Origin of the sequence: Pseudomonas sp. D(2018) (assembly GCF_005502555.1) — a bacterium.
GTDB lineage: Bacteria > Pseudomonadota > Gammaproteobacteria > Pseudomonadales > Pseudomonadaceae > Metapseudomonas > Metapseudomonas resinovorans.
The window spans coordinates 37,941-54,473 of the sequence record NZ_SCOK01000016.1 but is presented as its reverse complement, the minus strand read 5'-3'; the positions used below and the strand labels follow the sequence as shown (position 1 = coordinate 54,473).

The following is a 16,533-nucleotide window of genomic DNA, read 5'->3' as shown; positions in this document are numbered from 1 at the left end:
GGTGCAATCCGGCCAGCGGCCTTATTGCACCCTACGGGTTCAGATTTTTATCCGCGCCGGGTCCAGGCTCTGTCCGTTGGCTTGGGACAACTGGGAGACGATTGCCTCCTGGAGCCGCAGGCAGAACTCGGGGTCGGAAAGCGGCTGGTTGTTGGCGTCGGTGACGAAGAAGACGTCTTCCACCCGCTCGCCCAGCGTGGCGATCTTGGCGTTCTGCAGCGAAAGGTCGAACTCCAGGAAGATGCGCCCGATACGCGCCAGCAGGCCGGGGCGGTCGGGGGCAATCAATTCGAGGATGGTTACCGGGCGCTGGGCGTCATTGGAGATGGTCACCTGCGGCGGGAAGGCGAAATGCTTGAGCTGGCGCGGGACGCGGCGCTGGATGATGGCCGGGTACTCGTCCGGGTTCTTCAGGGCGTCGATCAGGCCTTCGCGGATTTCGCGGATGCGCGCCGGGTTCTCGCCGATCCGCCCGCCATCGGCATCGAGCACGATGTAGGTGTCGAGGGTGAACTGGCTGGTGGAGGTGATGATCCGCGCGTCGTGAATGTTCAGGTTCAACTGCGACATGGCGGCCACGGTCACGGCGAAGAAGTCGTGCTGGTCCGGTGCGTAGATGAATATCTGGGTGGCGCCCTCGAACTCGCGCTGGGCGGTTTCCTTGATCAATACCAGGGGATCGTTGCCGGCCGGATGCTGGAGGATGGCCTCGGTGTGCCAGGCCACGTCATTGGCGGTATGGCGCAGGAAATAGTCATCGCCCAGTTGCGACCAGAGCTGCTCGGCCTCGTCCTGGTCGATACCGTTGCGTACCAGGATGTCGATGGCGGCGGACTGGGTCTGGCGGATCTGCTCTTCGCGGTCCAGCGGGTTCTCCAGGCCGCGGCGCAAGGCGCGCTTGGTCTCGGTATAGAGCTGACGCAGCAGGCTGGCGCGCCAGGAGTTCCACAGGCTCGGGTTGGTGGCGTTGATGTCGGCCACGGTGAGCACGTAGAGGTAGTCCAGACGGGTCTGGTCGCCCACCAGGCGGGCGAAGTCGTAGATCACCTGCGGGTCGGAGAGGTCCTTGCGCTGGGCGGTGGTGGACATCACCAGGTGGTGCTGCACCAGCCAGGCCACCAGGCGCGAATCCCATAGCGGGAGATGGTGGCGGGCACAGAATATCTCGGCGTCCACGGCGCCCAGCTCGGAATGGTCACCGCCGCGGCCCTTGCCGATGTCGTGGTAGAGCCCGGCGAGGTAGATCAGCTCCGGCTTGGGTAGCTTGTCGATGAGCTTGCTGGCCAGGGGGAATTTCTCTGCCAGCTCCGGCCATTTCAGCTTGCGCAGGTGTTTGATCAGGTTGAGGGTGTGGGCGTCCACCGTATAGATGTGGAACAGGTCGTGCTGCATCTGCCCGATGATCTGGCCGAACTCCGGCAGGTACAGGCCAAGAATGCCGTAGCGGTTCATCCGCCGCAGGTTGCGGTGGATGCCTTGGGCAGACTTGAACAGCTCAATGAACAGGCTGGTGTTGCGGATATCCTTGCGGAAATCGTCGTCGATCAGGTGGCGGCTGTCCCGCAGCAGGCGGATGGTATCCGCGCGCACGCCCTTTATCTCCGGGTGCTGGGCCATCAGCACGAAGATTTCCAGCATGGCGAAGGGGGTGCGCTTGAAGACGTTGGGGTGGGTCACCTCGATGTAGCCGTCACGCAGTTGGAAGCGACTGTTCAGCGGCTGCGCCTGGCCGGTTTCGCCGGCGCGGAGGATGACTTCCTCGAAATGTTGGTTGATCAGGTCGCTGAGTTCGGAAACTCCCATCACCACCCGGTAGTACTTCTGCATGAAGCGCTCGATGCCGAGCTTGTCGTCACCGTCCTCGAAGCCGAGCAGGGCGGCGATCTTGCGTTGGTGGTCGAACAGCAGACGGTCTTCGGCGCGGCCGGCCAGCATGTGCAGGGCGTAACGTACCTTCCAGAGGAACTCCTGGCTGGAGGCGAGCATGCTGCATTCGCTTTCCACCAGAAAACCCTGTTGCACCAGGCCATGCAGGTTGAGGCTACCGAACTGGCGGCGGGCGACCCAGAGAATGGTCTGGATATCGCGCAGCCCGCCAGGGGAGCCCTTCACATTGGGTTCCAGGTTGTATTCGGTGTCGTTGTACTTGGCGTGACGTGCCTTTTGCTCGTTGCGCTTGGCGAGGAAGAAGTGCTTGCTCGGCCACATCTGCTCGGGGCTGGTGACTTCCAGCATGCGCTGGCGAAGGTGCTCCGGGCCGGCGATGGTGCGGCTTTCCATCAGGTTGGTGACCACCGTCAGGTCGGCGCGGGCCTCTTCGGCGCACTCGGCTACCGAGCGTACGCTCTGGCCGACTTCCAGGCCGATGTCCCAGAGCAGGGTGAGGAAGCCTTCGATGGGCTCGCGAAAAACTTCGTGGTCAGCGCTGTCCAGCAGGATCAGCAGGTCGATGTCGGAGAAGGGGTGCAGCTCGCCGCGCCCGTAGCCGCCGACCGCCAGCAAGGCGATGTCGGCGTCCTCGCTCCAGTCGAAGCGCTCCCATGCCGCCCGCAGGATCTGGTCGACGAACCAGGCGCGGTCCTCCACCAGGCGACGGATGTCGCGACCGTGGGTGAAACGGTTGTCGAGCACTTCACGGGCCTGGCGTATGGCTTTCTTGAAGGCAGCGATGGGGCTGGACTTCAAGGCCAGTTCCGCCTGGAACTGCCCGCGGTCGAACAACTCGGGATCCACCTGCGGCATGGGGCGGCTTTCCTTATATAGGTCGGTGATCAGGGCGAGGTGCGCGCCAGCGTATCGTCGCTGCGCAGCGTGAGGATCTCGTAGCCATCGGCAGTCACCAGGACGGTGTGCTCCCACTGGGCGGAAAGCTTGCGGTCCTTGGTGATGGCGGTCCAGCCGTCACCCAGCAGGCGGGTTTCCGGGCGGCCCTGGTTGATCATCGGCTCGATGGTGAAGGTCATGCCTTCCTTGAGCTCCATGCCGGTGCCGGCGCGGCCGTAGTGCAGGACTTGGGGCTCTTCGTGGAATACCGCGCCGATGCCATGGCCGCAGTATTCACGGACCACCGAGTAACCGAGCTTCTCGGCATGCTTCTGGATCACTTCGCCGATATCGCCCAGGCGCGCACCGGGCTTCACCAGCTGGATGCCCTTGTACATGCATTCCTGGGTTACGCGGCAGAGCTTGTCGGCCCACTCCGGCGCCTTGCCCACCAGGAACATCTTGCTGGTGTCGCCGTGGTAGCCGTCCTTGATGACGGTGATGTCGATATTGAGGATGTCGCCATCCTTCAGCGGCTTCTCGTTGGGGATGCCATGGCACACCACATGGTTGACCGAGGTGCAGATCGACTTGGGGAAGCCCTTGTAGTTGAGGGGGGCGGGGATGGCCTGCTGCACATTGACGATGTAGTCGTGGCAGATACGATCCAGTTCCTCGGTGGTCACGCCGGGTTTGACATGCTCGCCGATCATCTCCAGCACTTCGGCGGCCAGGCGGCCGGCAACGCGCATTTTCTCGATTTCTGCGGGCGTCTTGATGGTGACGGTCATATTGGGTCTCGGGCGCAAACGGAAAAGGCTTGATATTAACAGCTTCAAGCCGCAAGCCATAAGCGGCTAGCAGGAAGCAGCCTGTTTTGCGGCGTATCGTTCCAGTAGCTTGGGTCTGCTTTTTGTGCTATAAAACGCGCCGCTTTACGGGCGTACTGTCCGAAAGCACAAACCCACACACGTATCGACACGATCTCCTGGGTGCCCGAAAGGGTTGGATATTGGGATACGTGGAGGCCTAACCCGACTTATCGAGGAATAGAAATGTCCCAAGTCAACATGCGCGATATGCTGAAGGCCGGTGTGCACTTCGGCCACCAGACCCGTTACTGGAACCCGAAAATGGGCAAGTACATTTTCGGCGCGCGTAACAAGATCCACATCATCAACCTTGAAAAAACCCTGCCGATGTTCAACGAGGCCCTGTCCTTCGTTGAAAAACTGTCTGCAGGCAAGAACAAGGTACTGTTCGTCGGCACCAAGCGTTCCGCTGGCAAGATCGTTCGCGAAGAAGCTGCTCGTTGCGGCTCCCCGTACGTCGATCACCGCTGGCTGGGCGGCATGCTGACCAACTACAAGACCATCCGTCAGTCCATCAAGCGCCTGCGCGAGCTGGAAACCCAGTCCCAGGACGGCACCTTCGCCAAGCTGACCAAGAAAGAAGCCCTGATGCGCACCCGCGACCTCGAGAAGCTCGAGCGCAGCCTGGGTGGTATCAAGGAGATGGGCGGCCTGCCGGACGCTCTGTTCGTGATCGACGTTGACCACGAGCGCATCGCCATTAGCGAAGCCAACAAGCTGGGCATCCCGGTTATCGGTATTGTCGATACCAACAGCAGCCCGGAAGGCGTTGACTACGTCATCCCGGGTAATGACGACGCCATTCGCGCCGTTCAGCTGTACCTGGCCAGCGTTGCTGATGCTGTAATCCGCGGCCGTCAGAATGCCGTTGGTGGCCCTGACGAGTTCGTCGAAGAAGCTGCTTCCGAGGCCGCAGAAGGCTGAGTTGACAGCCGTCTAGCGTTACCCGGTGCGCAAGAAGGGGGCTAGGCCCCCTTTTTGCCACCTCCGAATTGTGAATGCCCGGATTTCTGGGCTGAATGGTTGAAAACCTATTCAAGAGGATTGCGACATGGCAGAGATTACTGCAGCCCTGGTTAAAGAACTGCGCGAGCGTACCGGCCTGGGCATGATGGATTGCAAGAAGGCCCTGACCGCCGCTGAAGGCGACATCGAGAAGGCCATCGACGACATGCGCGCCGCTGGCGCCATCAAGGCTGCCAAGAAGGCTGGCAACATCGCCGCCGAAGGCGCCATCGCTGTCAAAGTGGCTGACGACAACAAGGTTGCCGTCATCATCGAAGTCAACTCCCAGACCGACTTCCTGGCCCTGCAGGACGACTTCAAGTCCTTCGTTGCCGCTTCCCTGGATCAGGCTTTCAACGAGAAGCTGACCGACGCTGCTCCGCTGGTCGAGTCCCGCGAAGAAGCTCGTCTGGCCCTGGTTGCCAAGACCGGTGAGAACGTCAACATCCGTCGCCTGACCCGCGTTGAAGGCGATGTGGTAGGTGCCTACCTGCACGGCCACCGCATCGGCGTAGTCGTGAACCTGAAAGGCGGCAACCCGGAACTGGCCAAGGACATCGCCATGCACGTGGCTGCCAGCAACCCGCAGTTCCTGAACTCGACCCAGGTTTCCGAAGAAGCTGTTGCCAAGGAAAAGGAAATCTTCCTGGCCCTGAACGCCGACAAGATCGCCGGCAAGCCGGAAAACATCGTCGAGAACATGGTCAAGGGTCGCATCGCCAAGTTCCTGGCTGAAGCCAGCCTGGTCGAGCAGCCTTTCGTCAAGGATCCGGAAATCAAGGTCGGTGACCTGGCCAAGAAAGCCGGCGCTGAGATCGTTTCCTTCGTTCGCTACGAAGTAGGCGAAGGCATCGAGAAAGTCGAAGTAGACTTCGCTGCCGAAGTAGCTGCCCAAGTCGCTGCTACCAAGCAATAAGACGGCCTCGGCTGTCGCCCCGCAAGAGGCTGCCCGCTAACGCGTGCGGCCTCTTCGTCAAACTGGGGAGCCATTTCGGGGTGGTTTCCACGGCGGGCTCCGGTCATCGGGCACCAACCGTCGTTTGCGCAGTCTCAGGACTCGCCAGTACACAGGGCCTTTCGAGGTCCGCGAATTCAAATAGCGCCGCAGGAGAGACACGCAATGGCTCAGCAGGTGAGTGGTCGCCAACCTCGCTATAAACGCATTCTGCTCAAACTCAGCGGTGAGGCCCTTATGGGCTCCGAGGAGTTCGGTATCGATCCGAAAGTCCTCGATCGCATGGCGCTGGAAATCGGCCAGTTGGTCGGTATCGGCGTCCAGGTCGGCCTGGTGATCGGCGGCGGCAACCTGTTCCGTGGTGCGGCCCTGAGCGCCGCCGGCATGGATCGGGTAACTGGCGACCACATGGGTATGCTGGCCACCGTGATGAACGCCCTGGCCATGCGCGACGCGCTTGAGCGTTCCAACATCCCCGCCATCGTGATGTCGGCCATTTCCATGGTTGGCGTGACCGATCACTACGATCGTCGCAAGGCCATGCGCCACCTGGCTTCTGGCGAAGTGGTGATTTTCTCCGCCGGTACCGGCAACCCCTTCTTCACCACCGACTCGGCCGCCTGCCTGCGCGCCATCGAAGTGGATGCGGACGTGGTGCTGAAAGCCACCAAGGTCGATGGCGTGTACACTGCCGACCCGTTCAAGGACCCCAATGCCGAGAAGTTCGAGCACCTGACCTATGACGAGGTGCTGGATCGCAAGCTGGGTGTCATGGACCTCACGGCCATCTGTCTGTGCCGTGATCAGAAGATGCCGCTGCGGGTCTTCAATATGAATAAACCGGGTGCCCTGCTGAACATCGTGGTCGGCGGCGCCGAAGGAACCCTGATCGAGGAGGGCGAAAAGTGATCAACGAGATCAAGCAAGAAGCGCAGGAGCGCATGAAGAAAACCCTGGAATCGCTGGATCATGCTTTCGCCAAGATCCGCACCGGGCGTGCGCACCCGAGCATTCTGGATAGCGTGATGGTGTCTTACTACGGTACCGACACTCCCCTGCGCCAGGTTGCCAACGTGATCGCAGAGGACTCCCGCACCCTGGCCCTGACCGTGTTCGACAAGAGCATGATCCAGGCTGTGGAGAAGGCCATCATGACCTCTGACCTGGGCCTGAACCCGGCCACCGCCGGTACCACTATTCGCGTGCCGATGCCCGCCCTGACCGAGGAAACCCGCAAGGGCTACACCAAGCAGGCACGTGCGGAGGCTGAAAACGCCCGTGTTGCTGTGCGCAACATCCGCCGTGATGCGCTTGCGCAGCTGAAGGACCTGGTCAAGGAAAAGGAAATCAGCGAAGACGACGAGCGTCGTGCCGCTGACGACGTCCAGAAGCTGACCGACAAGTTCGTCGGTGATGTCGACAAGGCTCTGGAAAACAAAGAAAAAGACCTGATGGCCGTCTGACGTCCGGAATCGTCATGGACAAATTCCAGCAAGGCGCGTACCCCGCGGTGCCACGGCATGTGGCGATCATCATGGACGGTAACAACCGTTGGGCGAAGAAGCGCCTGCTGCCCGGTGTCGCCGGCCATAAGGCTGGCGTGGATGCGGTCCGGGCGGTGATCGAGGTGTGCGCCGAGGCCGGCGTCGAAGTGCTCACCCTGTTCGCCTTCTCCAGCGAGAACTGGCAGCGCCCGGCTGACGAGGTCGGCGCCTTGATGGAATTGTTCCTGGGGGCGTTGCGCCGTGAGGCGCGGCGCCTGGACCAGAACGATATTCGTTTGCGCATCATCGGCGATCGTTCGCGCTTCCACCCGGAGCTGCAGGCCGCCATGCGCGAGGTTGAGCAGTTGACCTCCAGCCATCAGAAGTTCGTCCTTCAGGTCGCCGCCAACTACGGCGGACAGTGGGACATCACCCAGGCCGCACAGCGCCTGGCTCGTGAGGTCCAGGCTGGTCATCTGCAAGTCGACGATATTTCCCCGCAGTTGCTGCAAAGTTGCCTGGTCACCGGCGACCTTCCGCTGCCCGACCTGTGCATTCGCACCGGTGGCGAGCATCGCATCAGCAACTTCCTGCTGTGGCAGCTCGCCTATGCCGAGCTGTATTTCTCCGATCTCTTCTGGCCTGACTTCAAGCACGAAGCCATGCGCAAGGCGCTGGCAGACTTTGCCAAGCGACAGCGTCGCTTCGGCAAGACCAGCGAGCAGCTAGAAGCCGAGGCCCGAGCCAAATGCTGAAACAACGCGTCATCACCGCCCTGGTGTTGTTGCCGATCGCCCTTGCAGGCTTCTTCTGGCTGGATGGCGGCGCCTTTGCCCTGTTCATCGGCGCCGTGGTAAGTCTCGGCGGTTGGGAGTGGGCACGCCTGGCGGGCTTTTCGCCTCAACCCCTGCGCGTCGCCTACGGCCTGCTCGTGGCGGCGCTGCTGTATGGGCTCTATCTCGTGCCGGCCCTGGCCCCCCTGGTCCTGGTGCTGGGTGTGCTCTGGTGGGGCGCGGCGACTGTCCTCGTGCTGGGCTATCCCGAAACCAGTCGCTACTGGGGCGGTACGCCTGGCAAGCTGGTGATTGGCCTGCTGATCCTGTTGCCAGCCTGGCAAGGCTTGGTGCTGTTCAAGCAGTGGCCGTTGGCCAATTGGCTGATCCTAGCCGTGATGGTGCTGGTCTGGGCGGCCGATATCGGTGCTTATTTTTCCGGCAAGGCCTTCGGTAAGCGCAAACTGGCCCCTCAGGTAAGTCCTGGCAAAAGCTGGGAAGGCCTGATAGGCGGGCTGCTGGCCAGCCTGCTAATTACTGCTGGTGTCGGTTTCTACCGCGGCTGGGTCGGTTCAGAGCTGCTGCTCGCCCTGGCAGGTGCGGCCCTGGTGGTACTGATTTCAGTAGTAGGTGACTTGACCGAGAGCATGTTCAAGCGCCAGTCCGGCATCAAGGACAGCAGCAATCTTTTGCCGGGCCATGGCGGTGTGCTGGACCGAATCGATAGTCTGACGGCGGCCATTCCGCTTTTCGCCGCGCTGCTCTGGGCCGCCGGCTGGGGTGCGCTGTGAGTCAGCCGCAACGCATTACCGTGCTGGGGGCCACCGGCTCCATCGGTCTCAGCACCCTCGATGTCATCGGTCGTCACCCCGACCGATACCGGGCTTTCGCCCTCAGTGGCTTCAGCCGTCTGGGTGAGTTGGAAGCCTTGTGTCTGCGTCATCGTCCCGAGTTCGCCGTAGTGCCGGATGCCGATTCGGCCCGGCACCTTCAGGGCGGTCTGTTGGCGGCCGGTTTGCAAACTCGCGTTCTGGCGGGCGAGCAAGGGCTTTGCGAAGTCGCCGCGCACCCGCAGGCGGATGCTGTGATGGCCGCCATTGTGGGTGCTGCGGGTCTCAAACCGACTCTCGCGGCGGTCGAGGCAGGCAAGCGGGTGTTGTTGGCCAACAAGGAGGCGCTGGTGATGTCCGGCGCCTTGTTCATGCAAGCGGTGCGCAAGAGTGGTGCCGTGCTCCTTCCGATAGACAGTGAGCACAATGCGATCTTCCAATGTTTGCCGCAGGATTACGCGCGTGGGCTCGCACCTGTCGGCGTGCGTCGCATTCTGCTGACTGCATCTGGTGGTCCCTTCCGTGAGATGCCGCTGGAGCGGCTGTCGGACGTTTCTCCGGAGCAGGCTTGTGCTCATCCCAATTGGTCCATGGGGCGCAAGATTTCCGTGGACTCGGCCAGCATGATGAACAAGGGGCTGGAACTGATCGAGGCCTGCTGGCTGTTCGATGCCAGCCCGGCCCAGGTGGAGGTCGTGATTCATCCGCAGAGCGTGATCCACTCCCTGGTGGATTATGTGGATGGCTCGGTGTTGGCGCAGCTCGGTAATCCGGATATGCGCACCCCCATCGCCCACGCCTTGGCGTGGCCGGAGCGCATTGATTCCGGTGTATCGCCGCTTGATCTGTTCTCCGTGGCTCGCCTGGACTTCCAGGCCCCGGACGAAGAGCGCTTTCCTTGCTTGCGGCTGGCTCGCCAGGCGGCGGAGGAGGGCGGAAGCGCCCCGGCCATGCTCAACGCTGCGAATGAGGTGGCTGTGGCGGCGTTCCTGGATAGACGCATCCGCTTCACCGAGATCGCGAGTATCATCGACGAAGTGCTGAACCGCGAAGCGGCGACGGCTGTCGAAACGCTGGATTCCGTGCTGCAGGCAGATGCCCGTGCTCGGGCAGCCGCGCAGCAGTGGTTGGTCCGTCAAGATCGCTAGCAGGTAGCTCTCAAGCGACCACCTGCTCCAGAGGAAACCGATGAGCGCTCTATATATGATTCTTGGCACCCTGGTCGCTCTCGGGGTGCTGGTCACGTTCCACGAATTCGGTCACTTCTGGGTGGCGCGGCGCTGCGGGGTCAAAGTCCTGCGCTTCTCCGTAGGGTTCGGCACGGCGCTGTTCCGCTGGCATGATCGCCACGGCACCGAGTTCGTTATCGCCGCCATCCCTCTTGGCGGTTACGTGAAGATGCTGGACGAGCGCGAGGCGGACGTGCCGGCCGAGTTGCTCGACCAATCCTTCAACCGCAAGCCGGTGGGACAACGCATCGCCATCGTGGCTGCCGGGCCCGTCGCCAACTTCCTCCTGGCACTGTTGTTCTTCTGGGTGCTGGCCATGCTCGGCAGTCAGCAGGTTCGGCCTGTCATCGGTGGTGTTGCGTCGGACAGCATTGCCGCCCGGGCTGGCCTGGAAGCCGGCGAGGAAATCGTTTCGGTGGACGGCAAGTCCGTCAGCGGCTGGTCCCAGGTGAATCTGCAACTGGTTCGCCGCCTGGGTGAAAGCGGCACGCTCCAGGTCGGCGTGCGTGAGGCTGGCGCCACAACCGAACAGTTCCGAGAGCTGCAGTTGAATGCCTGGCTCAAGGGCGCCGATGAGCCTGACCCTATTGGTGCTCTGGGTATCACGCCCTGGCGTCCGGCCATCCCGCCGGTGCTTGCCGAGCTTGACCCGAAAGGGCCGGCTCAGGCGGCGGGGCTCAAGGTCGGTGACCGCCTGCTGGCCCTTGACGGCCAGCCGCTTGATGACTGGCAGCAATTGGTGGAACGGGTGCGCAAGCGTCCCGCCGAGCGAGTCACGCTTAGCGTCGAGAGCGACAGCCAGGTTCGCGAAGTTCAGCTGACCCTGGCTAGCCGTGGCGAGGGCGAAGCCCGCAGCGGTTACCTTGGTGCGGGGGTGAAAGGCATTGAATGGCCAGCGGAAATGCTTCGGGAGGTCAGTTTCGGTCCGCTCGATGCGGTGACCGAGGCAGTGGCCAGGACCTGGTCCATGAGCCTGCTAACTCTGGATTCCCTAAAGAAAATGTTGCTCGGCGAGCTCTCGGTAAAAAACTTGAGCGGGCCGATAACCATTGCTAAAGTGGCGGGCGCTTCGGCCCAGTCCGGGGTGGGGGATTTCCTTAACTTCCTCGCCTATCTGAGCATAAGCCTGGGGGTTCTCAATCTGTTGCCAATCCCTGTCCTGGATGGGGGGCACCTGCTGTTTTATCTGATCGAATTGGCGCGAGGTCGTCCATTGTCAGAACGGGTGCAGGCTTGGGGGGTGCAGATCGGTATCAGTCTAGTCGTGGGGGTGATGTTGCTCGCCCTGGTAAACGATCTGAGCCGTCTGTAACAAGTCACTGAATGCCGAGTCTGCCGCCTTGTGCGGCAGATTCTTTATTACCGGTTGGAATAAAAAAGGACTTCATGAAACGCCTGCTGCTACCTGCGGTGCTTGCCGCACTCATGATCGCCGAGGTTCACGCCGAGTCCTTCAACATCTCCGACATTCGCGTCAATGGCCTGCAGCGGGTATCCGCTGGCAGCGTATTCGGCGCACTGCCACTCAACGTCGGCGACACAGCTGATGACCGCCGCCTCGTCGAGGCCACCCGCGCCCTGTTCAAGACCGGTTTCTTCCAGGATATCCAACTGGGCCGCGAAGGCGACGTGCTGGTTATCACCGTAGTCGAGCGCCCGTCGATCTCCAGCATTGAGATCGAGGGCAACAAGGCCATCAGCACCGAAGACCTGCTCAAGGGCCTGAAACAGTCCGGCCTGGCTGACGGGGAAATCTTCCAGCGCGCGACCCTCGAAGGCGTGCGTAACGAACTGCAGCGCCAGTATGTGGCCCAGGGCCGTTACTCCGCCGAGATCGAGGCTGACGTGATCCCGCAGCCGCGCAACCGCGTGGCGCTCAAGATCAAGATCAACGAAGGCTCGGTCGCAGCCATCCAGCACATCAACATCGTCGGTAACACGGTCTTCTCCGATGAGGATCTGATCGACCTGTTCGAGCTGAAGACCACCAACTGGCTGTCCTTCTTCAAGAACGACGACAAGTACGCCCGCGAAAAGCTTTCCGGCGACCTGGAGCGTCTGCGTTCCTACTATCTGGACCGCGGCTACATCAACATGGATATCTCTTCCACGCAGGTATCCATCACCCCGGACAAGAAGCACGTCTACGTCACCGTCAACGTGGACGAGGGCGAGAAGTACACCGTTCGCGACGTGAAGCTCTCCGGCGACCTGAAGGTGCCCGAGGACGAAGTGAAGAAGCTGCTGCTGGTACAGCAGGGGCAAGTTTTCTCACGCAAGGTGATGACGACCACGTCTGAGTTGATTACCCGCCGCCTGGGTAACGAGGGCTATACCTTCGCCAACGTGAACGGCGTGCCGGAAGCCCATGACGAGGACAACACCGTTTCCATCACGTTCGTGGTGGACCCGGGCAAGCGCGCCTACGTCAATCGCATCAATTTCCGTGGCAACACCAAAACTGAAGACGAAGTGCTGCGTCGCGAAATGCGCCAGATGGAAGGCGGCTGGGCGTCGACCTACCTGATCGACCAGTCCAAGACTCGTCTGGAGCGCCTCGGCTTCTTCAAGGAGGTCAACGTCGAGACCCCGCAGGTGCCGGGTACTGATGACCAGGTCGATGTGAACTACACCGTGGAAGAGCAACCGTCCGGCTCCATCACCGCGAGCGTGGGCTTCGCCCAGAGCGCCGGTCTGATCCTCGGCGGTTCCATCAGCCAAAACAACTTCCTGGGTACCGGTAACAAGGTCAGCATCGGTCTGACCCGTTCCGAGTACCAGACCCGCTACAACTTCGGCTTTGTCGACCCCTACTGGACTCCGGATGGCGTGAGTCTGGGCTACAACGCCTTCTACCGCAGTACCGACTACGATGACCTCGACACCGACGTATCCAGCTATGCGGTGGACAGCTACGGTGCCGGTGTCAGCATCGGTTATCCGATCAGCGAAACTGCGCGCCTGACCTATGGCCTGACCGTGCAGCAGGACAAGATCAACACCGGTATCTACACCGTCGACGAGATCTTCGATTTCCTTGAGGAAGAAGGCGATAGCTACACCAACTTCAAGGGCTCGATCGGCTGGTCCGAATCGACCCTGAACAAGGGCGTAATGGCTACGCGCGGCCATTCCCAGAGCCTGGTGCTGGAAAGCACCATTCCGGGTAGCGACCTGTCGTTCTACAAGCTCGACTACCGTGGCCAGCTGTTCACTCCGCTGACCCAGAACACGGCACTGCGTTGGCACACCGAACTGGGCTATGGCGACAGCTATGGTTCCACCTCCGAGCTGCCGTTCTACGAGCATTACTTCGCGGGTGGCTTCAACTCCGTACGCGGCTTCGAAGACAGCAGCCTGGGGCCGCGCAGCACACCCAGTCGTGGCCAGGCTGTAACGGGCAACGAAGGGACCGCGGCCGACCCGGATCAGGATCCGCTGCCTTTCGGTGGCAACGTGTTGATCCAGGGTGGTGTGGAGCTGCTCTTCCCGCTGCCATTCGTCAAGGATCAGCGCCAGCTTCGAACCGTGCTGTTCTGGGACGTGGGTAACGTGTTCGACACCAGCTGCTCGTCCACCGCAACCAACTGCAGCAGCATCAACGCAGGTGACTTGGCGAGTTCGGTGGGTGTAGGCCTGACCTGGATTACTGCGCTGGGCCCGTTGAGCTTCAGTCTGGGCATGCCGGTCAAGAAGCCGGACAATGCTGATACCCAGGTGTTCCAGTTCTCCCTGGGCCAGACTTTCTAAGTGTTTCATCAAGACAACAGTATGTGTTGCAGGAGTTGCATCGTGCGTAAGTTGACTCAATTCGTTCTGGTTGCCGCTGCCTTGATGGCGACTCCGGCTTTCGCGGAAATGAAGATTGCGGTTCTGAACTATCAAATGGCCCTGCTGGAATCCGACGCGGCCAAGAAATACGCCGTCGATGCAGAGAAAAAGTTCGGCCCCCAACTGAACAAGCTGAAGACCCTGGAAAGCGACGCCAAGCGCATTCAGGACCGTCTGGTGAAAGACGGCGAGAAGATGCAGCAGGCCGAGCGTGAGCGCCTGGAGCTCGAATTCAAGCAAAAGGCCCGTGACTTCCAGTTCCAGTCCAAGGAGCTGAACGAAGCGAAAGCTGTTGCCGATCGCGACATGCTCAAGCAACTGAAGCCGAAGCTGGACAAGGCCGTTGAAGAAGTCCTGAAGAAGGGTAGCTTTGACCTGGTGCTGGAGCGTGGTGCCGTGGTTGACGTCAAGCCGCAATACGACATCACCCGCCAAGTCATCGAGCGCATGAACCAGCAGCGTTGATGATGACTGCCCCGGTCTTCACTCTCGGCCAACTGGCCGAACGCCTCGGTGCCACCCTGTGTGGTGCCGAAGGCACAGCGATCAGTGGCCTGGCTACCCTGCAGGAGGCCGGTCCGGGCCAACTCACTTTCCTGGCCAATCCGCAGTATCGCAAGTTCCTCGCCGATACCCGCGCCGCCGCCGTATTGCTGACCCCGGCCGATGCCGAGGGTTACAGCGGCAGCGCTCTGGTCGTGGCCAACCCCTACCTGGCTTACGCTGAGCTTTCCCATCTGTTCGACCCCAAGCCCAAGGCTCAACCGGGCATTCATCCGACCGCCGTGGTCGCCGAGGATGCCAAGGTCGATCCGAGCGCTAGCGTCGGTGCCTATGTGGTAATCGAGTCCGGCGTACAGATCGGCGCCGAGGTGACGTTGGGCGCTCATTGCGTGATCGGCGCGCGCACCGTGATCGGTGAAGGTGGCTGGCTGGCTCCGCGTGTGACCCTCTATCACGATGTGATCATCGGCAAGCGCGTGGTGATTCAGTCTGGCGCCGTTATCGGTGGCGAAGGTTTTGGCTTTGCCAACGAGAAGGGCGTTTGGCAGAAGATCGCGCAGATCGGCGGTGTCGTCCTGGGTGACGACGTCGAGGTGGGTGCCAACACCACCATCGACCGCGGTGCCCTGTCCAATACCTTGATCGGCAATGGCGTGAAGCTGGATAACCAGATCATGATCGCGCACAACGTGCAGATTGGTGACAACACCGCCATGGCCGGCTGTGTCGGTATTTCCGGCAGCACCAAGATTGGCCGCAATTGCATGATCGCCGGTGGTGTGGGGATGGTTGGCCACATTGAGGTGTGCGACAACGTGTTCGTCACCGGTATGACCATGGTGACTCGCAATATCACCGAGCCGGGTGCCTACTCTTCCGGTACCGCGATGCAGACCGCCGCGGAGTGGAAGAAGAGCGCTGCCCGTATTCGCCAGTTGGACGACATGGCGCGTCGTCTGCAGCAACTGGAAAAACGCCTGGCGGCAGTGACCCCGGGCGGGGATGCTTCATCAGAAGCCTGATTTACGTAGCGCCGCGCATCCCCAATACTTTGAAAAGGCTCCAGGAACATGATGGACATCAACGAGATTCGCGAATATCTGCCGCACCGCTACCCCTTCCTCCTGGTGGATCGAGTGGTGGAGCTGGATGTTGAAGGCAAGCGCATTCGCGCCTACAAGAATGTCAGCATCAACGAGCCCTTCTTCAACGGCCATTTCCCGCAGCACCCGATCATGCCGGGTGTGCTGATCATCGAAGCGATGGCCCAGGCGGCCGGCATCCTCGGTTTCAAGATGCTCGACGTCAAACCAGCTGACGGCACCCTCTACTACTTCGTGGGTTCCGACAAACTGCGCTTCCGCCAGCCGGTATTGCCGGGCGATCAACTGATCCTCAGTGCGCAGTTCCTCAGCGTCAAACGCGGCATCTGGAAGTTCGACTGCAATGCCAGCGTAGATGGCAAGGAAGTATGCTCGGCCGAGATCATCTGTGCGGAACGCAAACTATGAGTTTGATTGACCCTCGCGCCATTATCGATCCGGCAGCGAAGCTGGCGGATGGCGTTCAGGTCGGCCCTTGGTCGATCATTGGACCCGATGTGGAAATCGGCGAGGGGACCGTGGTCGGACCGCATGTGGTCATCAAGGGACCGACCCGTATCGGAAAGCACAACCGCATCTACCAGTTCTCTTCGGTGGGCGAGGACACTCCCGACTTGAAGTACAAGGGTGAGCCTACTCGCCTGGTGATTGGTGACCACAATGTGATCCGCGAAGGCGTGACTATCCATCGTGGCACTGTGCAGGACCGCTCCGAGACCACCATTGGCGACCACAATCTGCTGATGGCTTATGTTCATATCGGTCACGACAGCGTGATCGCGAATCATTGCATTCTGGTGAACAACACCGCGCTGGCCGGCCATGTACATGTGGACGACTGGGCGATTCTCTCCGGTTACACCCTGGTGCATCAGTTCTGCCGCATCGGCGCCCACAGCTTCTCGGGCATGGGCACGGCCATCGGCAAAGACGTGCCGGCGTACGTCACTGTCTTTGGTAACCCGGCCGAGGCCCGCAGCATGAACTTCGAGGGTATGCGCCGTCGTGGTTTCAGTGCCGAAGCGATTGCCGCACTGCGTCGTGCCTACAAGGTGGTCTACCGCCAGGGGCTGACCGTCGAGCAGGCACTGGCCGAACTCGCCGAGACCTCTGACCAGTTCCCGGAAGTTGCCGTTTTCCGCGACTCCATCCAGTCCTCGACCCGCGGCATTACCCGCTGAGCC

15 protein-coding genes are annotated in these 16,533 nt (G+C 61.1%); 13 read left to right on the top strand and 2 right to left on the bottom strand.

All coding sequences use genetic code 11. The annotated features are described in order from the left end of the window. Positions 1-39 precede the first annotated feature (39 nt). Together FFS60_RS12760 and map are read right to left on the bottom strand one after the other, a co-directional pair. Complete coding sequence (locus FFS60_RS12760; protein ID WP_137822160.1) at positions 40-2,742, bottom strand: [protein-PII] uridylyltransferase; 2,703 nt, start codon at positions 2,740-2,742, stop codon at positions 40-42. A 29-nt stretch (positions 2,743-2,771) separates the two neighbouring features. Then, on the bottom strand, positions 2,772-3,554 hold the full coding sequence (map, locus tag FFS60_RS12755; protein WP_028627441.1) for a type I methionyl aminopeptidase: 783 nt from the start codon (positions 3,552-3,554) through the stop codon (positions 2,772-2,774). Between the two features lie 264 nt (positions 3,555-3,818). On the opposite strand from map, the gene rpsB reads away from it, so the two are divergent. The 13 genes from rpsB to lpxA all read left to right on the top strand — a co-directional run bounded on the left by rpsB (position 3,819) and on the right by lpxA (position 16,530). Continuing rightward, positions 3,819-4,559, top strand: a complete 741-nt coding sequence (gene rpsB, locus FFS60_RS12750; protein WP_028627442.1) for a 30S ribosomal protein S2 — start codon at positions 3,819-3,821, stop codon at positions 4,557-4,559. A 127-nt stretch (positions 4,560-4,686) separates the two neighbouring features. Beyond that, positions 4,687-5,556 carry a translation elongation factor Ts gene (gene tsf, locus FFS60_RS12745; protein ID WP_028627443.1) on the top strand — a complete coding sequence of 290 codons (870 nt, stop codon included), beginning with the start codon at positions 4,687-4,689 and terminating at the stop codon, positions 5,554-5,556. A gap of 204 nt (positions 5,557-5,760) precedes the next feature. After that, positions 5,761-6,504, top strand: coding sequence for a UMP kinase (gene pyrH, locus FFS60_RS12740; RefSeq protein WP_028627444.1), 744 nt, complete (start codon positions 5,761-5,763; stop codon positions 6,502-6,504). Then, a complete protein-coding gene (frr, locus tag FFS60_RS12735) occupies positions 6,501-7,058 on the top strand; it encodes a ribosome recycling factor (RefSeq protein WP_028627445.1) in 558 nt (185 codons plus the stop codon). Before pyrH ends, frr begins: the two co-directional genes overlap by 4 nt. A gap of 14 nt (positions 7,059-7,072) precedes the next feature. After that, on the top strand, positions 7,073-7,834 hold the full coding sequence (uppS, locus tag FFS60_RS12730; protein WP_028627446.1) for a polyprenyl diphosphate synthase: 762 nt from the start codon (positions 7,073-7,075) through the stop codon (positions 7,832-7,834). Continuing rightward, a complete protein-coding gene (locus tag FFS60_RS12725; protein ID WP_028627447.1) occupies positions 7,828-8,643 on the top strand; it encodes a phosphatidate cytidylyltransferase in 816 nt (271 codons plus the stop codon). Before uppS ends, FFS60_RS12725 begins: the two co-directional genes overlap by 7 nt. Continuing rightward, a complete protein-coding gene (gene ispC / locus FFS60_RS12720) occupies positions 8,640-9,830 on the top strand; it encodes a 1-deoxy-D-xylulose-5-phosphate reductoisomerase (protein ID WP_028627448.1) in 1,191 nt (396 codons plus the stop codon). Before FFS60_RS12725 ends, ispC begins: the two co-directional genes overlap by 4 nt. A gap of 40 nt (positions 9,831-9,870) precedes the next feature. Continuing rightward, positions 9,871-11,223: a sigma E protease regulator RseP gene (gene rseP / locus FFS60_RS12715; protein WP_028627449.1), complete on the top strand. Its 1,353-nt coding sequence runs from the start codon at positions 9,871-9,873 to the stop codon at positions 11,221-11,223. A gap of 74 nt (positions 11,224-11,297) precedes the next feature. Next, positions 11,298-13,661: an outer membrane protein assembly factor BamA gene (bamA, locus tag FFS60_RS12710; protein ID WP_028627450.1), complete on the top strand. Its 2,364-nt coding sequence runs from the start codon at positions 11,298-11,300 to the stop codon at positions 13,659-13,661. Between the two features lie 42 nt (positions 13,662-13,703). Continuing rightward, entirely contained in the window at positions 13,704-14,207 is a 504-nt protein-coding gene (locus FFS60_RS12705) for an OmpH family outer membrane protein (protein WP_028627451.1), read from the top strand. A 2-nt stretch (positions 14,208-14,209) separates the two neighbouring features. Further along, positions 14,210-15,268: a UDP-3-O-(3-hydroxymyristoyl)glucosamine N-acyltransferase gene (gene lpxD / locus FFS60_RS12700; RefSeq protein WP_371926418.1), complete on the top strand. Its 1,059-nt coding sequence runs from the start codon at positions 14,210-14,212 to the stop codon at positions 15,266-15,268. A gap of 48 nt (positions 15,269-15,316) precedes the next feature. After that, entirely contained in the window at positions 15,317-15,757 is a 441-nt protein-coding gene (gene fabZ / locus FFS60_RS12695; protein ID WP_028627453.1) for a 3-hydroxyacyl-ACP dehydratase FabZ, read from the top strand. Then, on the top strand, positions 15,754-16,530 hold the full coding sequence (gene lpxA / locus FFS60_RS12690; protein ID WP_028627454.1) for an acyl-ACP--UDP-N-acetylglucosamine O-acyltransferase: 777 nt from the start codon (positions 15,754-15,756) through the stop codon (positions 16,528-16,530). The genes fabZ and lpxA overlap by 4 nt, the downstream gene beginning before the upstream one ends. Positions 16,531-16,533 lie beyond the last annotated feature (3 nt).

What these genes read in the sequence shown, in the direction of transcription:
- tsf (WP_028627443.1), top strand. Translation starts at nt 4,687, where the DNA reads ATGGCAGAGATTACTGCAGCCCTGGTTAAAGAACTGCGCGAGCGTACC.
- FFS60_RS12725 (WP_028627447.1), top strand. Translation starts at nt 7,828, where the DNA reads ATGCTGAAACAACGCGTCATCACCGCCCTGGTGTTGTTGCCGATCGCC.
- lpxA (WP_028627454.1), top strand. Translation starts at nt 15,754, where the DNA reads ATGAGTTTGATTGACCCTCGCGCCATTATCGATCCGGCAGCGAAGCTG.
- rseP (WP_028627449.1), top strand. Translation starts at nt 9,871, where the DNA reads ATGAGCGCTCTATATATGATTCTTGGCACCCTGGTCGCTCTCGGGGTG.
- map (WP_028627441.1), bottom strand. Translation starts at nt 3,554, where the DNA reads ATGACCGTCACCATCAAGACGCCCGCAGAAATCGAGAAAATGCGCGTT.
- uppS (WP_028627446.1), top strand. Translation starts at nt 7,073, where the DNA reads ATGGACAAATTCCAGCAAGGCGCGTACCCCGCGGTGCCACGGCATGTG.
- bamA (WP_028627450.1), top strand. Translation starts at nt 11,298, where the DNA reads ATGAAACGCCTGCTGCTACCTGCGGTGCTTGCCGCACTCATGATCGCC.
- pyrH (WP_028627444.1), top strand. Translation starts at nt 5,761, where the DNA reads ATGGCTCAGCAGGTGAGTGGTCGCCAACCTCGCTATAAACGCATTCTG.
- fabZ (WP_028627453.1), top strand. Translation starts at nt 15,317, where the DNA reads ATGATGGACATCAACGAGATTCGCGAATATCTGCCGCACCGCTACCCC.
- lpxD (WP_371926418.1), top strand. Translation starts at nt 14,210, where the DNA reads ATGACTGCCCCGGTCTTCACTCTCGGCCAACTGGCCGAACGCCTCGGT.
- FFS60_RS12760 (WP_137822160.1), bottom strand. Translation starts at nt 2,742, where the DNA reads ATGCCGCAGGTGGATCCCGAGTTGTTCGACCGCGGGCAGTTCCAGGCG.
- rpsB (WP_028627442.1), top strand. Translation starts at nt 3,819, where the DNA reads ATGTCCCAAGTCAACATGCGCGATATGCTGAAGGCCGGTGTGCACTTC.